Genomic DNA, 18,517 nt, shown 5'->3' on the forward strand with positions numbered 1-18,517 from the left:
TAAGGTTATTTGTTAAAGCGATCTGAAATACTCCAAGACCGCTCTTGCGTCTTCTTCACTAAGGTTTTGATTGGCCATTGGCGAACCGTTGGCTTCGATTAATAACTGCTTAGCTATAGGATCTTTTTGAACCATCTCATCGGGGTTCAAGATCATATTCATTGTCCATTCAGGGGTTCTTCTTGTCAGAATGTCTTTGGGTGAAGGGCCGATGAATTTTTTATCAATCTTGTGGCATGCAGAGCACATAGACTCAAAAATCTGCTGACCATTAGCGATTAATTCAGGGTCCATCTCGCTGGGAAGAACTAGGCTTGTAACGGGTCCTATCCCCTTATTTGATTCCCACTCCGCCATTGGATCAGCAGGTGCTGACTGGGTCTTGGCCTTGATTTCGTCAATCTTACTCTGACTGCCTCCACAGCTGAGCATTCCTGCGAAAATCAACAATGTCATTAAGAGGTTTACAATTGGTTTCTTCATCACAATCTCGGTTTAGATATTGAGACAAAGATATTTCCGGAAGTATGCACATCTGGTGATATGCATCACGGATAATAATGATCTTGTCACTGGTCTTCGTATGACCAATTCGAGTTTAAAATTATGATGGATATCATAAAAAAATCCCCATTGAGACTCAATGAGGATTTAGTACTATTTGTGATAATATGTACTCTAGACTTTCATTGTAAACCATTTACCGATGGTTTTCCAATTTACCTTAACACCATACATTAAAATACCGATGCGATAAACTCTTCCTGCCATCCAAAGGGTACCAATGAAGCCAGCAATCAGTAACACCATAGAAAGTGCCAATTGCCAATCCGGCACTCCAAATGGAATTCTGGCCATCATAATGATTGGTGACGTAAATGGAATAAGTGACAATGTCACCGCTAAGCCCCCGTTAGGGTCGTCCAATACAAAGAACATGGCCATAATAGAGGCAATAATCGGTATGATAATCGGGAACATAAATTGCTGCGCATCTTGGATGCTATCCACTGCCGAACCAATGGCCGCATAAAGTGCACCATATAGTAGGTACGCTCCCATAAAGAAGAACAGGAAGCAGAGCAAAATCTTTACCACCGGCACAGTATCAATCATGGCTTGGATTTCCATGGCCATTTCTTGTTGACTGGTTAGCTCCATAGCTTCCTGAGGCACCTGTTGAGATGCAGCTTCCATCACTGCACTATCACCCGACAGTATACTTAAACCCACTGTACCTAAACCACCGATCAACACAAACCAAATCAATAATTGTGTGAAGCCAACTGCTCCTACCCCTAGTACCTTACCCATCATCAATTGGAAAGGTCTGACAGATGAAACGATTACTTCTACAATTCGTGAGGTCTTCTCATCCAAAACAGATTGCATGATCTGCGCACCGTAGATGAAAATGAACATATAGATCAGGAAGCCAGTACCATAGCCGATCGCAAAGCTCAATTTGGCATTACTCTTCTGAGCCTCACCACTTTCCGAAATATTAAAGGAATCCAGGTCTACGCGAACCTTCAGGTTATTGATTAATGTTGGGTCAAGACCGGATCTATCAAGTTTTATATCCTCAAGTTTATTGCGAATATCACCCTCCAGACGACTCATAGCCTGAATACTCGGGTTTGTTTTGGAGTACAATTCAAAACCAGAGAAATCAATCACTGAAGCATCAGAAAGATCGACACTTGGCAAATACAACAAACCGAAAGCCCCCTGATCTAGCATATCCTGTTTTGCAGATTCTAAATCTCCCGTGATGTATTCAAACTCAAAGCTTGTAACATCAAAAGCATCTGTGAAGTAACCACTCTCATCTAAAACCAAGACTTTGTCGCTTCTTGATTCTTTTTCTTGTGTTGCAAAGTATACGATCGCAAATATGATCGCTGGCATCACTAGAGGTGTCAAAATAGTCGCCAATAAGAATGACTTCTTCTTGACTCTGGTCATGTACTCTCTCTTAAGTACTAAGAATATCTGTTTCATGATTTACCTCCTTCTACGATGTCGATGAAAATGTCATTAATAGAAGGCACCACTTCGACAAATGAATGCACTTCGATAAGACCGATAAGTTCTTTTAGGATGTCATTTGGCGACTGGCCTTCGCTGGCTTGAACGGTTGATTCTGACAGGTCGTCCTCAACCACAGTCGTGTCTAGTACGTCAAATTTGGTATTCAAACCATTTAAAGATCCTTTGTAGTTCACCACATACTTTCCTGATTTGAAGGAGTTTTTGATGTCCTTTTTGGTTCCATCCAGAATCTTTTGAGACTTGTTGATTAGTGCGATGTCATCGCAAAGCTGTTCTACTGACTCCATTCTATGTGTAGAAAAGATCACTGTAGACCCTTTATCTCTTAATTCAAAGATCTCATCCTTAATCAGGTTGGCATTCACTGGATCGAAACCTGAAAATGGCTCATCCAGAATCAGAATATCTGGTTCATGTAGCACCGTAGCGATAAACTGAATCTTTTGCGCCATACCCTTTGACAGGTCTTCGACTTTCTTTCCAGCCCACTCGGTCAAGCCGAGTTTGTCTAACCAATGCTTGATTCTTTTCCGAGCTTCGCCATTTGGCAATCCCTTTAGTTGTGCCAGGTACATCAGTTGCTCACCGACCTTCATCTTCTTATAAAGGCCTCTTTCTTCCGGCAGGTACCCGATGTCCTTGATGTGTTTGGGGTTGAGCTTTTCACCTTTTATGGTGACCTCACCTTCATCGCACATAATGATTTGGTTGATAATCCTGATGAGCGTGGTTTTACCCGCTCCGTTTGGGCCTAAAAGCCCAAATATGGATTGTTTTGGTATTGCGATACTCACGTCATCCAATGCCTTGTGTGCGGCATAGTTTTTAGTGACGTTATTCGCTTCGAGAATATTCACTGTGTTTCAATTTAATGGTGAATAAAAATAATCGCTTTGAAGTATAAAACCTCAATACGCACGCTAATTAGAAAAAACAGTAAATACTAAGTTTGATTAAAAGTTAAGCGGAACGAGAGGGCGTTTTGCGGATGAAAACAGCTGCTAAGATTTAATTAGTTTCTGAAAATCACGCTCCCCATGGACAGATCAATATTAAACTCCAATAGGTTTTCAGCATCTGGTGAGTAGCTAGAACTGACAAAAACATTATCTCTGATCTTCTCAAATCCTGGAGGTATCTTAAACTTGCGATAGGATGTGTCCTTCATTCTAACGATAATAGGAATGTCCTCCTTGGGTAAATTGATCTCCAAGGAACCTGCGCCTACTCTGGCCCAAATCTCACTCGCTCTCTGCGGTAGCTCTTCAAAACCCATGACGAGTGTCCCAAAACCTACTTCTGCCAAGATATTCTTAGCTCTCGCAAGATTAAGTCTTTCAATTTCTACGTCCCCCAAATCAACACTCACCATAAAGGTGTCCATCTCCATTTTATTCTGAAGCTTGGAGAGGTAGCCCACTTTCACATGAGCATTGCCCGAACTGATTTTTAAATTCTCAACGGCTATATCAGATAGGTCTACATAAGCTTTTCCCACCCCATAGTTAAGGTCTAGTGTATAAGGTTTAAAGTCCGTGAAATAGATATTCCAGTAATTGTCATTATCCACTGTCTTCTTACCGATGATCTTAGATATCTTCGCACCGAAGCCTTCATTACCATTGTCTTTGAGGTTTAACCAAGCGCTGAGGACTTTCCCTTCATGCTTTTGACCAAAGTCACTGGTAATGTATTCTTCATTATGGCTACCCAATATATTAATAGGGTAGTCGCCTTTTCTCGTACGGATTTCACAGGTGCCTGAAGCGGCTTTTAAATGGAAATATACCTTCTCGCAAGCACCTTCGTCTTGCACAGTAAAGTGCTTTTTTGTTTGAGCCAATACATTCATCCCTGCAATCCCTACTATGGCTACTAGTAAAAGTACTTTTTGCATTCAGTTCCTTACGTTTTGTTTAGAGTTTGGGTTACACCCGGAATATTTCAATGCGAAGTATACTTGATTTGATTGGAAATGTAACTGACGTTCATAAAAAGAGCCCCGACCCCCGAAGTTTCGGGGCGGGGCCTAAATTCCTTTTTATATGTATCTCTAAAAGAATTCTTTGATACGGTCAAAAAATCCTTTTTCTCCTTTTCCTGGTTTTGGCTCGAAGTTTTCAGAATCTCGAAGTTTCTCCAAAATCTCAGTCTCTTCTTTCGAAAGCTTTTTAGGTGTCCAAACATTAACATGGATCAGCTGATCGCCTTTACCATATCCATTAATATCCTTAATACCTTTACCCCTTAGTCGAAGGATTTTTCCACTTTGTGTTCCTGGTTCAAGTTTGATCCGCACCTTACCATCGATGGTAGGTACCTCCATGCTTTGACCCAGCGCAGCATCTGCAAAGTTGACAAACAAGTCGAATACTACATTCGTGCCATCACGTTTGAGCAACTCATGTTCTACTTCCTCAATAACAATAAGGAGATCACCAGGAACGCCTCCACCAGGGGCCATATTCCCCTTGCCGGACATAGAGAGCTGCATGCCATCACCAACACCCGCGGGTATTTTGATTGGAATAACTTCTTCTTGCATCTCCAGACCCGTGCTATCCACACCTGGAGGTCGCTTGTCAATGACCTGACCACTACCACTACAAGAGCTACATGTAGTTGCAGAAACCATTTGCCCTAACATGGTATTCACCACCTTCTTCATCTGGCCAGAGCCCCCACAGGTAGGACAAGTTTTAAAGGTGACACCTTCGGCATTTACCAGACGATTTACCTTAATCTTCTTTTCGACACCGTTGGCAATTTCTTCAAGATTAAGCTTCAGCTTGATGCGTAGTGCCGAACCTTTACGTTGCCTGCGGCCACCACCTCCGCCACCAAAGAAACTTTCGAAGGGACTGCCGCCACCACCGAAGATATCTCCGAACTGGGAGAAGATGTCTTCCATATTCATGCCGCCTCCGGCACCACCGAAGCCACCACGCATACCATCATGACCGAATCGATCATACTGCGCACGCTTTTCGGCATTGCTGAGCACTTCATAGGCTTCAGCGGCCTCTTTGAATTTCTCTTCTGCTTCTGGATTGTCAGGGTTTTTATCAGGGTGGTACTTGATCGCCATTTTGCGATAAGCCTTTTTCATCTCATCGTCTGACGCCCCCTTACTTACTCCTAGAATTTCGTAGTAATCTCTCTTCGCCATAATTAAGATCCTATGACCACTTTAGCAAAGCGAATTACCTTTTCTCCCAGGTAATAACCCTTCTCAACAGTGTCGATTATTTTTCCTTTTAAATCTTCTTCCTCAACTGGAAACTGCGTAACTGCTTCATGCAAATCAGCATCAAAATCAGTTCCCTTTTCCGTTTCCATTAGTTTTAGCCCCTTGCTTTCTAGTGATTTCAAAAGCTTCTGGTGAATCAAATCGAAACCTTCTTTAACCGCCTCGATATCTTCTTGCTTTTCGTTGGCCTGATTGGCTCTTTCAAAATCATCAACGATTGGCAGTAATTCTGTCATTAGGTCAGAAGAAGCTGTCTTGATCAGCTCAATTCTTTCTTTGGCATTACGTCTTCTGAAGTTTTCGAACTCAGAGTACAGCCTTAAGTATTTGTCTTTGGCCTCACCTAATTCAATCTCCAGCTTTTCTTCCGGGGTCAAATCATCCTCTTCTTGTGCCTCAGATTCGGCTTGTGCCTCATTTTCTGTCGTTTCTTCCGTTGGTTGCTCTTCAGTAGCTACATTAGTTTCTTCAACGGTTTCTTTCGTCTCCTTCTCTTTTGCCATTTTTGCTTAGTTCTAAACGCTCTCCCTGTCAGCAATTTTATTGCCAATGGGGAATAAGTGTCAATATGACATGATCTCATCTTTTGCCTTCAACCCTAACCTGCCACAAACAAAATCCAGCGCATCTCGTATATGGTCGATGAACTACCTAGAGATCATTTTTTTATCACTACCCATTGGTCTCATTATCATTTTTAAAACTTAAAAAACAACCATGAAACGTAATTCAATCTACTCAATGGCCTTTATGGCGTTGTTTGTCCTTTTGGGCGCTCAGATGCATGCTCAAACCACGATTACTACACCAAGGACGGCAAGTCCAGCTGCAGAGGTGAGTCAAACCATCGGTATCTCTAAAGTCACTATTAATTATTCCAGACCATTTGTTAATGGTAGAACTGGGAAGATTTGGGGACAATTAGTTCCTTTTGGATATACCAACCTAGGCTTCGGCAATGGTGGAAATAATCCATGGAGAGCTGGCGCGAACGAAAACACAGTGATCACTTTTTCTGATGATGTAAAAATCGAGGGTAAAGACCTTGAAGCCGGATCGTATGGTCTACACATTGCAGTCTTCGAAAATGGAGATGCTGACATCATTTTCTCCAACAATACTACTTCTTGGGGAAGCTATTTCTACCTAGAGTCTGAAGATGCATTAAGAGTAAAAGTGAAGTCAACTGAAAATGCTTTTACAGAAGCTTTGACTTATGACTTCGTTGATGTCAATGCCAATTCGGCCAATGTTGTTTTGGATTGGGAAAACAAACGTTTCCCTTTCAAAATTGAGTTTGACGTGCATGGCATCGTTATAGCTAACGCTGAAAACCAATTGCGTAGCACACAAGGTTTTGGATTCCAAGGACCAATGAGTGCTGCTCAGTATTGCGTGAATAACAATGTGTATTTAGATAAGGCGCTAGTCTGGGCAGATCAGGCGATCGGTATTCAGAAAAATGCTCAAACGCTAGGTCTGAAAGGTCAAATCTTGTTTGCAACTAAAAAGACTGATGAGGCGATTGCTGTCATGAACGAAATGGTAGATCACCCAACTACACAGCCGAACAACGTTTATGCTTACGGTAATCAACTCATTGGCCTTGACAGGGACAAAGATGCCCTCGAAGTATTCAAAAAGATGTATAAGAAGTGGGACACCAACATCTTCGCACAACATGGAATGGCAAGGGCCTATTCGGCAAATGGAGACTTCAAAAAAGCCATCAAATACGAGAAGGAATGTTTGGCCAACCCTAACCTTCCGGCTAACAACAAGCCTGCCTTGGAAGGATTCTTGAAAAGGTTAGAGGCCGGTGAAGATATTACTGCTCCACCAGCAGGATAACATTAAAGGAAATGGAGATTTTAAGGTCAGCCCGTGGGTTGACCTTATTTGTTTATGGCCTTCCAAATAGCATCTTTGAGCTCTACCAGACCCATATTGGCCAAGGATGAAATAAAGAGCACATCTACATCGGTGGGTAGGGTCTCTTTGATCTCTGTGATCAGTTCTTCATCGAGCATATCACACTTTGATATCGCCAAAACCCTCTCTTTATCAAGTAGCTCAGGGTTGTATTTGGTAAGCTCATCCAATAGGATTTTATACTCATTGACAATGTCATCTGCGTCTGCCGGAACAAGGAAAAGTAGAATAGAATTTCGTTCGATATGTCTTAGAAAGCGAAGTCCGAGGCCCTTGCCTTCTGATGCTCCTTCAATGATCCCAGGAATATCGGCCATCACGAATGACTTATGATCACGATAAGAAACTACCCCAAGGTTGGGCACTAAAGTGGTGAATGGATAGTCTGCAATTTCTGGTTTGGCAGCTGAAACAACTGAAAGTAAAGTCGATTTACCAGCATTAGGAAAACCTACCAAACCAACATCTGCCAAAAGTTTAAGCTCTAAGACGCATGTTCTTTCTTCGCCTTCCTCGCCAGGCTGAGCATATCGTGGTGTTTGCTTGGTGGCCGTTTTGAAATTCTCATTACCTAAGCCTCCTCTTCCACCAGGCAAGAGAACGGCTTCTTGCCCTTCTTCTGTGACTTCGAGCAAGACTTCACCTGTCTCCGCATCTTTAGCAATGGTACCTAGCGGAACTTCCAGAATTACGTCTTGGCCATCCGCTCCCGAGCTACCATGACCACTGCCATTTACACCATTATCGGCAGTAACATGTTTCTTATAGCGTAGGTGTAGCAAAGTCCAAAGTTGGGTATTCCCTCTCAGGATAATGCTTCCACCCTTTCCACCATTGCCTCCATCGGGTCCACCTTTAGGTACGTGCTTTTCTCTACGAAAACTCACGGCACCCGCTCCGCCATTGCCTGAGCGGCAGTAGATTCTTACGTGGTCGATAAAGTTGGAACTGGCCATAATTGGTTTGAATAAAAAAAGATGACCCAAAGGTCATCTTCAATATAAAGTTTTATTGGGCATTATGCCATGTGCGACTCAACGGCAGCTGAGATATCGGCAAAAATACCTTCGATTGTACCTACACCATTGATTTTGCAAGTCTTGTCTTGCTTTTCGTAGAAGGCAGCAACAGGCAATGTCTTATTCAAATACTCTTGAATTCTCACATTGATTTTCTCCTCGTTTTGATCGTCTGCACGACCAGAAGTTTTTCCTCTTTCGAGTAATCTTTTCTTTAACTCGTCTTGAGGTACGTCCAACATAATCATACAGCCGATAGCCGTATTATGGCTCGTCAAAAGGACGTCTAATGCCTCTGCTTGGGCCACTGTTCGCGGGAAACCATCGAAGATGAAACCTTTGGCGTCTGTATTCGCCTGTAGAAAGTCTTCTACCATGCCGATCACCACTTCGTCAGGAACTAGTTTTCCATTATCCATGAAAGACTGGGCCTTTTTACCAAGCTCAGTTCCTTCTCCCAAATGCTTTCTAAATAAGTCTCCTGTAGATATATGTTTTAAGCCGAATTGCTTAATAAGATTTTCACTCTGCGTTCCCTTCCCCGCGCCAGGAGGGCCAAATAATACAATATTAATCATCTATTGATTGGATTTAACAGGCCACAAATATAAGGATTATACTTACTCCTGCTTGAGTTGATAGATATCTTTAAAGTTCCTTCCGAGGCCATCATAATCGAGACCATAACCCACTACAAACTTCTCTGGTATTTCGAAGCCCTTGTATTTAATATCCAGCTCGCATTGCAAGCAATCTGGTTTTACCAAAAGCGAAGCAATCTCTAAGGAACTAGGTTTCAATTCGCTTAAACTGGCCATCGCCTTTTGCATAGTCAACCCGGTGTCTACAATGTCTTCCACCAGAATAACATCACGACCCTCGATATCTTCTTGTAGGCTTACAATACTTCTCACTTCACCCGTGCTTGTTATGCCATCATAAGAAGAAAGTCGTACGAAAGTGACTTCGCATGGCACATCAACAGATTTCAAAAGGTCACTACAGAACATAAATGCCCCGTTCAATACCCCTATGAAAAGTGGATGCTTTCCAGCGTAATCCTGAGCTATACGCTCACCTATCTTAGATACCGCTATTTGAATTTCGGCTTCGTAGATAAAAGGTTGGAAAGTCTTGTCGTGGACGGTTATGTAGTTCAAGTCTCCTGGAAGTTAGAAGGCGAATATATTACAATTGTTCCATAAGCGCTCCGTACAAAGCCACCATACAATCAATATCATGTTTATGAACGATCTCATCTGGGCTGTGTACATTGTCTTCTGGTGCTCCTACAAAACACCAATCAAAAGGATAAGGTGAGACCTGTAACTCACGACCATCACTCGATCCACCCCCTTCAACTTCTAACTGAAAATCGATCTGACTTTCGCGTGCTATACCGATTACCTTGTCGATAAAACTTCTTCTTGGCACGTTACGATCGCGCATGGAAATGGCGACACCTTGACCATGCACAACGCCCTCGGTAATCCAAGTAATATCCGAAATCAAGGCTTGTTTCACTCCCCATTCTTCATAGATATGTTTGGCCAAATAGGGTACTGAACCTCCGCCATGCTCTTCCCAGCAGGAAAAAACGATGACTCCATTCTCTAAAGTTTCGGCAACTTTCAGCGCATTAAATACACCTAATCTATTATCCAGATAGCAGGACTGTACATAGTTATCAGTTTCACGGAAATCTCTTTTGAAAACAAGTTCGGTTCCGCGATCCAAACCTCTTGGAAACTTATAGTGTAAATCGCCATCGTTTTCAATCAACTCGCATTCGATCGGTCCTAGCGAATCTTCGCCCACCAAAGTGTAACCTGTTTCTGCTTTTGGTCCCCCGATCGGCACCAATTGATCATGATAGCGAACAGTAAATCCTATACTATCCATATGTGCGAAAATGGCCGTTCTTGGTGTGCCAAATTTGAGGATGATGGAGTCCTGGAAATTCTCACCTATATGAATTTCAGGTTTAACTTTCCAAGCATCTTGATGTGTTTTGATATAAGAAAGTAGAAACTCTTTCATTGCTACTTCATTGCCCGAAGGCGCATGAATACCGCACATAGTTTCTAGTAAGGAGTAGTCCATTGCATAAATTTCCCCTAAAATTAGCAGAGACCTAACACATTCCTGTTGCTAGCGTTCAGAAAAATATAAATTGCCGTCCGAAATACTCAGTGAATGTTCATACTGAATCAAACCAACTCTATTGCTAATAATTATCTGGTAGAACTCAGAGATGAGTCTATACAAGGAGACAGGCTTAGGTTTAGACAAAACCTAGAACGTTTGGGTACCTTATTGGCCTATGAAATCTCTAAAGATTTGGTCTATCAGGAGACCAAAGTTCAGACTTGTCTTGCGCAAACCATGGCCCAGACCACTGCTGATGATGTGGTGATTATCTCCATTCTCAGGGCCGCGATTCCATTTAGCAACGGTTTCGTAAATCTTTTTGATCGAGCTGAGTTTGGCTTTATCGGTGCCGCTCGTCAGGAATCAACAGGAGATGAGGTAAAGGTCAATTTGGACTATGCCGCTGCCCCAGATTTAACAGGAAAAACGCTCATTATTGCCGACCCCATGCTTGCCACTGGCAAATCACTTGTTAAGAGTATTGATCGCCTTATACAAAACGGCATCCCGAAAACCATTCATTTAGCCTCCGTAATTGCCGCTCCTGAAGGAATTGCATACTTAAATGAAAACTTACGTTTAGATTTCAAAATCTGGACCTGCGCCTTGGATGAAAAGCTTAATGAACAGTCTTATATCATTCCGGGTTTAGGTGATGCTGGCGACCTGGCCTTTGGCCCCAAATTGTAGAATATTAGATGCTGTTGGACATACTTATCTTACTGATCGGCTTAGCCACCTTAATTCTTGGCGGTGATGTCTTAGTAAAAGGAGCCTCTCGCGTAGCATTGAGGTTTGATGTAAGTCCGATGATTGTGGGGCTTACCATTGTCGCTTTCAGCACATCGGCACCCGAATTACTTGTGAGCCTAAAAGCAGCGCTAAAAGAAGCCCCGGATTTTGCCATGGGCAATGTGGTGGGCTCGAATATTTCGAATTTGTCATTGGTACTGGGTGTGGCATGTCTTTTTGGCTATATACCTATTCATAAAGGAACTGCCAGAAGGGATTGGTTGGTGACGATGCTTTCATCGATTCTATTACTCTACTTTGCTTCTGATGGCAATCTGGTTTTAAGAGAAGGAATAATCCTCTTTGCCGGTATACTTTCTTACCTCACCTTTCTTCTTTTTAAGACCAAGAAAGACCAAATCAAGCTCGATGTCACTTATGACCGAAGCAATGACACTCGTTTTGAGCAATTCAAAGATTTGTTTTACATCGCTATCGGTGGTGCTTGTTTGTATTTCGGATCGGAGTGGTTCATTGATTCAGCACAAAGTCTTGCCTCCGGGCTTGGAGTTTCTGAAAGAGTAATTGGCCTTACCGTGCTTGCCTTAGGTACAAGTTTACCTGAGCTTTTCACTTCTGTTATTGCAGCGCGCAAAGGTGAAACTGATCTCGCGCTAGGTAATCTCTTCGGTTCGAACATTTTTAATATCCTTTCCATATTGGGCATCACTAGTATCGTTCACCCGCTTGGGGTCAATGAAGTTATTATCAATAGCGATATGATTTGGATGTTAGTGCTCACGCTAGGCATCCTTCCACTAATGCTTTTCCGTAGAAGATTAGGAACCGTATCGGGAATTATCCTACTGTCCTTTTACGGCCTATACATTTTTATGGTGTTGAAGTAATGTGGCAAGACGTACTGACTTATATAGGCATCTATTTATTGGCCTGCCTTAAATCTATTTTCCCTCCATTATTGGGACCTGCTGCTGGTATGTCAAATCTTGAGATCATTGGAATCACTGTTTTAGGCCTGATGACAAGTGTGATTCTTTTCACATTTCTGGGGGAAAAGATTAAAAAGCATATCATTCCCATTTTTATCAAGAACCCAAAGAAGTTTTCTCCTAAAAGCCGAAGGATGGTTAGACTTTGGAAGAAGTATGGAATTATTGGGGTTTGCTTTTTGACACCTTTGATTCTATCTCCTCCTGGAGGAGCCTTACTCGTTTCTTCGGTTGGAGCCCCTCGAAAGCAGGTATTCCTCTACATGCTGCTGTTCGGAATTATGTGGGCCACCATCTGGACCTTTTCAGTAGACTGGCTGATGGATTTGGGCCTAGTTAAGGGAAAAACGTAATTCTTAATTCGTAATTCTTAACTAACTAATCAATCCTCATCCGGGAGCATTTCGATATCTTGAATGAGCACGCGCTTCGAAATGGCCTGACCGGTTGTTGTGGCTGCTAAACCACCCATGGCGGTTTCCTTATAGCGGGTCTCCATGCTCTGGCCAACTTCTCCCATTGCTTCGATGCACTCATCTACAGGAATTACAGCGCTCACATCTGCCAGTGCAATTTGTGCCGAACTATTCGCAATAGCAGCTGCACTGGCATTTCTCACCACACAAGGTACTTCTACCAAACCAGCTACCGGATCACATACCAAGCCCAACATACATTGCACGGTAATTGCCACTGCATTAAAAACCTGATCTATACTTCCACCCAAACAATATACCATAGCGCCTGCGCCCATGGCAGCGGCACTACCTGTCTCTGCCTGACAACCGCCAACTGCCCCGGCAATTGAAGCCCTTTTTTCCATAATTAGGGCTATACCAGCACCTACTAAGAGTCCTTCCATAATACTCTTATCCGGAAGGTCATGCAATTCCTGGAGTGTCACCATAACCCCTGGAAGAATACCGGAAGCCCCTGCAGTCGGAGCGGCCACTACTCTACCCATGCAGGAATTAACTTCTTTGGCCGCAAGGGCACGCGAAATCAGCACTTGAAATTCTTTTGAAAGCACAGGTTTTGGGTAGTTGTAAACCTTTTTAGCACCATTGTTGATCATTCCCGACCGAGAAGTCATTTCTTCAGTTAAGCCCGTTTGAACCGCTTCCTTCATTACCTGATAGGCATTCGCCAAACCCTCCCACATCAACTCTTCGGTAGCTTGCTTTTGATCCACCTCATATTCAATCACTGACTGAGGCAGCGAAATATCATTCGATGTACAGTATTCTTTCCAACCCTTGAAGTCCTCAAACAAGTAGCTCATTTCAAATTATTTTATTCAAAGCTAATCGATTTTATACAAACGATTGAAGATAAAAACTTCGCTATGTTTCAATTGTTCAATGGCTATCTTTGCCGCATGGAATTGCAGAATGATTTATTGATTAGAGCGGCAAAAGGTGAAAAGACTGAAAGAACTCCAGTATGGCTGATGCGCCAGGCTGGACGTATTCTACCTGAGTATCGTGCTGTGCGAAACTCTCTGAGTGGCTTCATTGAACTGGCGAAGACTCCTGAACTGGCTGCTGAAGTAACCATTCAACCTGTCGATATTCTGGGGGTAGATGCTGCGATCATCTTTTCTGACATTTTGGTAATTCCTGAGGCCATGGGCCTGAAATATGAAATGGTTGAAAAGAAAGGACCTTGGTTCCCTGAAACGATAAAAGGCTATGACGATTTCAACAAACTGAAAAAAGCAGATGCCGAATCTGATCTGGCCTACGTACTGGAGGCCATTAAAATCACCAAGAAGGAACTGAACGGTCGTGTTCCGCTAATCGGTTTTGCAGGCGCTCCTTGGACTATTTTCTGCTATATGATCGAGGGACAGGGAAGCAAAACCTTCTCTAAGGCTAGAAGAATGCTCTATACCGAGCCATTACTTGCCGATCAATTATTGCAGCTCATTACTGATAGTACAATAGAGTATTTAAAAGCTCAAATTGCAGCCGGTGCCGATATTGTTCAGGTATTTGATTCATGGGCAGGAATATTGTCTCCCGAGCATTATCAGAAGTACTCTATGAAGTATATCAGTCAGATTTGTGATGCGATTGATGAGGTACCTATTACTGTTTTTGCCAAAGGAGCATTCTTTGCGCGTACTGAAATGCGTCACCTCAATTGCCAAACGATCGGCCTGGACTGGAACATGGATATTCAAGAATCCAGAAGGCTTATTGGCGAGGGAAAAACACTTCAGGGTAACCTGGATCCTTGCGCTCTTTATGGTTCTACCGTAGAGATTGAAACCGCCACGCGGAAGATGCTCGACACTTTTGGTTCTAGCAGACATATCGCCAATTTAGGTCATGGGGTTTATCCCGATACCAACCCAGATAAGGTGAAGGTATTTATTAATACCGTTAAAGAGTACAGCGCTGTCATGCGCAATACGGTTGACTAACCGATACAGTAGTTTTTCTTTTGGTTTATTGAGGTTTAAGCTATTTTGATGGTTCAAACCCAAAACTATGAAGAAGTTATTCTCTGTACTTGTTGCCGTAGCCATGGTAACCATGCTAACTGCATCAGCATTCAAGACCGATCCAAAACCAGCATTAAAGGATAAGGTATTAGAACTTTCTAAAGAGATTGAACCTAAGGTGGTCAACTGGCGACACTGGGTGCATGAAAATGCCGAACTCTCTAATCGTGAGTTCAAAACGGCTGCTTACGTAGCTGCTCATCTCAAAAGTCTTGGATTGGAAGTACAAGAGAATGTGGCCAAAACAGGCGTTGTGGGAATTCTCAAGGGTGGAAAACCAGGGCCGGTCGTTGGACTTCGAGCAGATATGGATGGGCTTCCTGTCAAAGAAAGAGTCGACATTCCATGGGCATCAAAACAAATTGGAGAATACAATGGTGAAGAGGTTCCAGTAATGCATGCCTGCGGACATGACACACATGTGGCCATCCTTATGGGTGTGGCAGAAGTATTGAATTCAGTGAAAGATGACTTGCGCGGCACAGTGAAATTCATCTTCCAACCGGCAGAAGAAGGAGCACCTCCAGGCGAAGAAGGTGGGGCAGAATTGATGGTCAAAGAGGGAGTAATTGATGGAATGGATGCCATCTTCGGTTTACACATCAACTCGAAAACTGAAGCCGGAAAAGTGCGTTATCGTCCTGCTGGTATTATGGCAGCGGTAAATAGCTTCAATATTAAAATTAAGGGAGTGCAAACCCATGGTTCTACTCCCTGGACAGGTGTTGATCCCATTGTAACAGCTGCTCAAATCATCAACAATGCTCAGACAGTTGTCAGCAGAGGGCTGCCGTTGACTAAAGCCGCAGCAGTACTCAGTTTCGGTAAGATCGAAGGTGGAGTTCGGAATAATATCATCCCTGAAGAGGTGAATATGATCGGTACTATCAGAACACTGGATGCTGGTATGAGAGAAACCTTATTCGAACGCTTTCACACTATAGTGAAGAGCACAGGTGAAAGTAATGGTGCTGAGGCTACCTTGACCATCAACAGAGGTTACCCAATTACTTACAATGATCCTGAACTCACGGCTATGATGGGAAATACTTTTACCGAAGTAGCAGGAGCTGAAAATGTAGAATCCAGCATGGACGCCATCACTGGCGCAGAGGACTTCTCTTTCTTCCAGGAGAAAATTCCAGGTTTGTACTTCTTTATCGGAGGAATGAGAAAAGGACAAGACCCAAAGACATCGGCACCACATCATACCCCTGATTTTTATGTTGACGATTCAGGACTGCTTACTGGAATCAAGTTGATGAGTAGAATGGTGGTGGACTATGGGGAAAAGAGTAGGTAGTATTGGGTACTGAGTATTGAGTATATAGTATTTAGACTGATTTCTAACCAATACCAGGTACTCACTACGCAATACGTATCTACAGATAATCTTCTCTCACAGGGCTAAAAACATCTAGTAACTGGCAGTCAGTGATGGCCTTGCCGCTATGGACAGCATTTGAGGGAATAACGGCTACATCCCCGGTTTTCATTACTTTGGATTCTCCTTCGAGAGTCAATTCAAATTCACCCGACATCACTTGAGCAGCCACTTGTTCATGTGGATGACTATGCTCCGGAAGAACGCTCCCAGCCTTTATATCCCAATAAGCGAGTGTCATTTTTTCGGCATGAATAAATTTCACCGAGAACCCGGGAAGAAGCTCTTTAGATTGAATCTCGTCAAGTTGTACGAATGGCATGTGAAGTCCTTTAGTTCATTGTAATAATACAGATAGGACTAAAGAGACACAAGGAGTTGATTGAGATAGATTAAGATTGACATATCATTCCTTCGAACTTCTTTGAGCAACGAGTTGGATAACCAAAGCAGCGCCTGGCACTTCGAAATTCACAATCTGTCTTGGTGATTCTCGACTCACCCAAATCTTGTTGCTCGGCATATTACCATCTGTATTTAGGATGAGAACATCACAATCGAAAACACCCACCTCTGTATGAATGGACTCGCTTGAATCGTATGTCAGAGAGGCCTCAGATAAGCGCAAACTAGAGGGCACTAAAGCCTTAAATTTGAGCGTATCCTCAGCTTCGATCGAAAGTGTTTGAATCAGCATATAAAGCTCACTTCTGACAATATCATAGCCAAGGCTTTGGTCGATTGGCACAACCCTGGTGGAATCATTAGCTCTAATTTCTGCCTGACCCTTCACAGACGATCCTTCCATCGTCAGCTTTGTAACAAACTGACTGTTCGAAGTTTTCATGTCAATGAAGGTCGATTGCATGGTAAAGCTTGTGGTATCAAACCTAAACTCAGCTTCTTCATATACACTGCCGTCATCAAACTGTGAGGTGTCCCTCGCCACCAATTGACCATCTTCAAAGAAGGTCCCAAAAATCATCGAACCCATCTTGTCACCATCTGCATTGAACATGTGATAGGTATTAGTAACCTCTCGAATACTGGCAAAGTCTACCGGGCGTCCTAACCACTCTTTATCTATCTCATCACTCCCTGAGGTGCAAGCCGTAAAACTCAATATGATTATGCAGAAAAAAGCAACGCGTTTCATAGAGGACTTCATTTTTGACAAAACTATGGTGATTCAATTTTGGAACACAATAACTATTGATAACTAGCAATCTTTGTGACGAAACAATCTACCGAATTCCAAATGCCCTAGATATGGTGAAAACCAACAACTTTCGAGGTATGACCTAATAATTACTCAGCTCTGGAATAATGATCTCCTGAATAGCAGACTCAATGTTGTTCGGCAAATTAGAACCTCTGGATTGGGTCATGACCACAATTATGATACCCTTTGCTGGGAAACCATGTATGCTGGTACCATCGCTACCTCGATGGAGAAACACTTCAGGCCATTCATCTTCAAGATCGTTAAAGGCCATTCCCCAAAAATGACCATAGGTGAATTCTCGTTTTCCTGCCAAAGGAAAAAGCTGAGGAGTAACATTGATCAATTGGCGATTACTAAATGCACGTTTCACTGAGTTATTGGAAATCACTTGTGAGAGGTTACTCGACCTTTTAGGCATGTAGAGTCGGGCAAACTTGGCATAGTCCTCCGCTGTTGAGTAAACACTCTGCGCAAACATGGCAAACTTATGCCATGGATAATCCTCAGCCCTCCAAACCACTTTCCAATCACCCTTTTTACCTCTCAATTGTGGAACGATTCTTTTGACCAATTTATCCTTTGAAGTCCATGCCGCAAAACTTGAGGTCATCCGCAAAGGTCCAATCAAATAATCTTCAAGCAACTCTTGAGCAGAAAGCCCTGTAACAACCTCAGCAACGCGAGCAAAAATATCTGAGTGGGCATCTGCATAGGACCAAGTGCCTCCGACTTTTCCGGTCGGGTCATTATCAGCCCAGTAGTCTACCATTTCTTTAAGGCTATTGTACCGAGTCCAGGATTTCCCTGGCTGACCTTGTGTATAGCCTCCACGATGTAGGAGTAAATGCTCTATGGTTAAACCCTTTGTCTTACCATGTCCAAATTCAGGCAGATATTTTGAAACCAGATCATCTGGAGATAGCTCATTCCTTTCAAACAGAATTTCAGCGATCGCACCCGCCATAGGTTTAGTCATCGAACGAATATTATAGATGTCGCCAATTTGAGACTTTACCTTCAATTCAGGGTCGGAAAAGCCAAAAGCCCTGTGATAAATCTTGGTACCAGCCCTTTCAATATAAATTTCGGCACCGGCTCCAACTTCATCTAGAATCAGTTTTTCTACGGAGGAGTCAAATTCTCTCCAGTGATCTTGCCCAGTAGCAGAACAGCTAAAGAACAGCGTAAATACCATTGAAAAAAACCACCCCGCTTTGACAGAGGGTATTACAATTCTAACCTTCATTTCA

20 protein-coding genes are annotated in these 18,517 nt (G+C 42.9%); 6 read left to right on the forward strand and 14 right to left on the reverse strand.

What is annotated here, in order from left to right:
- Window positions 1-12: 12 nt before the first annotated feature.
- The 6 genes from BFP97_RS12720 to BFP97_RS12745 all read right to left on the reverse strand — a co-directional run bounded on the left by BFP97_RS12720 (window position 13) and on the right by BFP97_RS12745 (window position 5,808).
- Window positions 13-483: a c-type cytochrome gene (locus tag BFP97_RS12720; RefSeq protein WP_069842782.1), complete on the reverse strand. Its 471-nt coding sequence runs from the start codon at window positions 481-483 to the stop codon at window positions 13-15.
- A 195-nt stretch (window positions 484-678) separates the two neighbouring features.
- Entirely contained in the window at window positions 679-2,004 is a 1,326-nt protein-coding gene (locus BFP97_RS12725; RefSeq protein ID WP_069842783.1) for an ABC transporter permease, read from the reverse strand.
- The gene (locus BFP97_RS12730) at window positions 2,001-2,912 is read right to left on the reverse strand and encodes an ABC transporter ATP-binding protein (protein ID WP_069842784.1); all 912 of its coding nucleotides are present in this window, start codon (window positions 2,910-2,912) and stop codon (window positions 2,001-2,003) included. Before BFP97_RS12730 ends, BFP97_RS12725 begins: the two co-directional genes overlap by 4 nt.
- A gap of 155 nt (window positions 2,913-3,067) precedes the next feature.
- A complete protein-coding gene (locus BFP97_RS12735; RefSeq protein ID WP_139135296.1) occupies window positions 3,068-3,952 on the reverse strand; it encodes a hypothetical protein in 885 nt (294 codons plus the stop codon).
- 156 nt (window positions 3,953-4,108) lie between these two features.
- Complete coding sequence (gene dnaJ, locus BFP97_RS12740) at window positions 4,109-5,224, reverse strand: molecular chaperone DnaJ (protein WP_069842786.1); 1,116 nt, start codon at window positions 5,222-5,224, stop codon at window positions 4,109-4,111.
- Between the two features lie 2 nt (window positions 5,225-5,226).
- Entirely contained in the window at window positions 5,227-5,808 is a 582-nt protein-coding gene (locus tag BFP97_RS12745; RefSeq protein WP_069842787.1) for a nucleotide exchange factor GrpE, read from the reverse strand.
- A 214-nt stretch (window positions 5,809-6,022) separates the two neighbouring features.
- On the opposite strand from BFP97_RS12745, the gene BFP97_RS12750 reads away from it, so the two are divergent.
- Window positions 6,023-7,156, forward strand: coding sequence for a DUF2911 domain-containing protein (locus BFP97_RS12750; protein WP_069842788.1), 1,134 nt, complete (start codon window positions 6,023-6,025; stop codon window positions 7,154-7,156).
- A 44-nt stretch (window positions 7,157-7,200) separates the two neighbouring features.
- Here BFP97_RS12750 and obgE read toward each other — a convergent pair whose 3' ends face one another.
- The 4 genes from obgE to BFP97_RS12770 form a co-directional block, all read right to left on the reverse strand.
- Complete coding sequence (gene obgE, locus BFP97_RS12755) at window positions 7,201-8,193, reverse strand: GTPase ObgE (RefSeq protein ID WP_069842789.1); 993 nt, start codon at window positions 8,191-8,193, stop codon at window positions 7,201-7,203.
- A gap of 62 nt (window positions 8,194-8,255) precedes the next feature.
- The gene (locus BFP97_RS12760; protein WP_069842790.1) at window positions 8,256-8,834 is read right to left on the reverse strand and encodes an adenylate kinase; all 579 of its coding nucleotides are present in this window, start codon (window positions 8,832-8,834) and stop codon (window positions 8,256-8,258) included.
- A gap of 42 nt (window positions 8,835-8,876) precedes the next feature.
- Window positions 8,877-9,416, reverse strand: coding sequence for a hypoxanthine phosphoribosyltransferase (gene hpt / locus BFP97_RS12765; protein ID WP_069842791.1), 540 nt, complete (start codon window positions 9,414-9,416; stop codon window positions 8,877-8,879).
- 28 nt (window positions 9,417-9,444) lie between these two features.
- Window positions 9,445-10,359, reverse strand: a complete 915-nt coding sequence (locus BFP97_RS12770) for an aminopeptidase (RefSeq protein ID WP_069842792.1) — start codon at window positions 10,357-10,359, stop codon at window positions 9,445-9,447.
- A gap of 93 nt (window positions 10,360-10,452) precedes the next feature.
- On the opposite strand from BFP97_RS12770, the gene upp reads away from it, so the two are divergent.
- Genes upp through BFP97_RS12785 form a run of 3 tightly spaced genes read left to right on the forward strand, consistent with a single transcriptional unit; the run spans window position 10,453 to window position 12,502 of the window.
- A complete protein-coding gene (gene upp, locus BFP97_RS12775; protein WP_069842793.1) occupies window positions 10,453-11,097 on the forward strand; it encodes a uracil phosphoribosyltransferase in 645 nt (214 codons plus the stop codon).
- 8 nt (window positions 11,098-11,105) lie between these two features.
- Window positions 11,106-12,047, forward strand: coding sequence for a calcium/sodium antiporter (locus BFP97_RS12780; RefSeq protein WP_069842794.1), 942 nt, complete (start codon window positions 11,106-11,108; stop codon window positions 12,045-12,047).
- A complete protein-coding gene (locus BFP97_RS12785) occupies window positions 12,047-12,502 on the forward strand; it encodes a hypothetical protein (protein ID WP_069842795.1) in 456 nt (151 codons plus the stop codon). The genes BFP97_RS12780 and BFP97_RS12785 overlap by 1 nt, the downstream gene beginning before the upstream one ends.
- A gap of 29 nt (window positions 12,503-12,531) precedes the next feature.
- Here BFP97_RS12785 and sdaAA read toward each other — a convergent pair whose 3' ends face one another.
- Window positions 12,532-13,431, reverse strand: coding sequence for an L-serine ammonia-lyase, iron-sulfur-dependent, subunit alpha (gene sdaAA, locus BFP97_RS12790; protein ID WP_069842796.1), 900 nt, complete (start codon window positions 13,429-13,431; stop codon window positions 12,532-12,534).
- A 96-nt stretch (window positions 13,432-13,527) separates the two neighbouring features.
- On the opposite strand from sdaAA, the gene hemE reads away from it, so the two are divergent.
- On the forward strand, window positions 13,528-14,577 hold the full coding sequence (gene hemE, locus BFP97_RS12795) for a uroporphyrinogen decarboxylase (RefSeq protein ID WP_069842797.1): 1,050 nt from the start codon (window positions 13,528-13,530) through the stop codon (window positions 14,575-14,577).
- Window positions 14,578-14,644: 67 nt separating this feature from the next.
- Window positions 14,645-15,961, forward strand: coding sequence for an amidohydrolase (locus tag BFP97_RS12800; protein WP_069842798.1), 1,317 nt, complete (start codon window positions 14,645-14,647; stop codon window positions 15,959-15,961).
- A 79-nt stretch (window positions 15,962-16,040) separates the two neighbouring features.
- On the opposite strand, the gene BFP97_RS12805 is transcribed toward BFP97_RS12800, so the two are convergent.
- The 3 genes from BFP97_RS12805 to BFP97_RS12815 all read right to left on the reverse strand — a co-directional run bounded on the left by BFP97_RS12805 (window position 16,041) and on the right by BFP97_RS12815 (window position 18,513).
- Entirely contained in the window at window positions 16,041-16,364 is a 324-nt protein-coding gene (locus BFP97_RS12805; protein WP_069842799.1) for a cupin domain-containing protein, read from the reverse strand.
- An 84-nt stretch (window positions 16,365-16,448) separates the two neighbouring features.
- Window positions 16,449-17,198 carry a hypothetical protein gene (locus tag BFP97_RS12810; RefSeq protein ID WP_069842800.1) on the reverse strand — a complete coding sequence of 250 codons (750 nt, stop codon included), beginning with the start codon at window positions 17,196-17,198 and terminating at the stop codon, window positions 16,449-16,451.
- Between the two features lie 145 nt (window positions 17,199-17,343).
- Window positions 17,344-18,513, reverse strand: coding sequence for a serine hydrolase domain-containing protein (locus tag BFP97_RS12815; RefSeq protein WP_170827462.1), 1,170 nt, complete (start codon window positions 18,511-18,513; stop codon window positions 17,344-17,346).
- Window positions 18,514-18,517: the final 4 nt, after the last annotated feature.

This window comes from Roseivirga sp. 4D4, from assembly GCF_001747095.1.
Taxonomy (GTDB): domain Bacteria; phylum Bacteroidota; class Bacteroidia; order Cytophagales; family Cyclobacteriaceae; genus Roseivirga.

Bases quoted from the DNA above. Each gene is read 5' to 3' on its own strand.
- BFP97_RS12720 (WP_069842782.1), bottom strand. From the start codon at position 483: ATGAAGAAACCAATTGTAAACCTCTTAATGACATTGTTGATTTTCGCA.
- BFP97_RS12725 (WP_069842783.1), bottom strand. From the start codon at position 2,004: ATGAAACAGATATTCTTAGTACTTAAGAGAGAGTACATGACCAGAGTC.
- BFP97_RS12735 (WP_139135296.1), bottom strand. From the start codon at position 3,952: ATGCAAAAAGTACTTTTACTAGTAGCCATAGTAGGGATTGCAGGGATG.
- dnaJ (WP_069842786.1), bottom strand. From the start codon at position 5,224: ATGGCGAAGAGAGATTACTACGAAATTCTAGGAGTAAGTAAGGGGGCG.
- BFP97_RS12745 (WP_069842787.1), bottom strand. From the start codon at position 5,808: ATGGCAAAAGAGAAGGAGACGAAAGAAACCGTTGAAGAAACTAATGTA.
- BFP97_RS12750 (WP_069842788.1), top strand. From the start codon at position 6,023: ATGAAACGTAATTCAATCTACTCAATGGCCTTTATGGCGTTGTTTGTC.
- obgE (WP_069842789.1), bottom strand. From the start codon at position 8,193: ATGGCCAGTTCCAACTTTATCGACCACGTAAGAATCTACTGCCGCTCA.
- BFP97_RS12760 (WP_069842790.1), bottom strand. From the start codon at position 8,834: ATGATTAATATTGTATTATTTGGCCCTCCTGGCGCGGGGAAGGGAACG.
- BFP97_RS12770 (WP_069842792.1), bottom strand. From the start codon at position 10,359: ATGGACTACTCCTTACTAGAAACTATGTGCGGTATTCATGCGCCTTCG.
- upp (WP_069842793.1), top strand. From the start codon at position 10,453: ATGTTCATACTGAATCAAACCAACTCTATTGCTAATAATTATCTGGTA.
- BFP97_RS12780 (WP_069842794.1), top strand. From the start codon at position 11,106: ATGCTGTTGGACATACTTATCTTACTGATCGGCTTAGCCACCTTAATT.
- BFP97_RS12785 (WP_069842795.1), top strand. From the start codon at position 12,047: ATGTGGCAAGACGTACTGACTTATATAGGCATCTATTTATTGGCCTGC.
- sdaAA (WP_069842796.1), bottom strand. From the start codon at position 13,431: ATGAGCTACTTGTTTGAGGACTTCAAGGGTTGGAAAGAATACTGTACA.
- hemE (WP_069842797.1), top strand. From the start codon at position 13,528: ATGGAATTGCAGAATGATTTATTGATTAGAGCGGCAAAAGGTGAAAAG.
- BFP97_RS12800 (WP_069842798.1), top strand. From the start codon at position 14,645: ATGAAGAAGTTATTCTCTGTACTTGTTGCCGTAGCCATGGTAACCATG.
- BFP97_RS12805 (WP_069842799.1), bottom strand. From the start codon at position 16,364: ATGCCATTCGTACAACTTGACGAGATTCAATCTAAAGAGCTTCTTCCC.
- BFP97_RS12810 (WP_069842800.1), bottom strand. From the start codon at position 17,198: ATGAAACGCGTTGCTTTTTTCTGCATAATCATATTGAGTTTTACGGCT.
- BFP97_RS12815 (WP_170827462.1), bottom strand. From the start codon at position 18,513: ATGAAGGTTAGAATTGTAATACCCTCTGTCAAAGCGGGGTGGTTTTTT.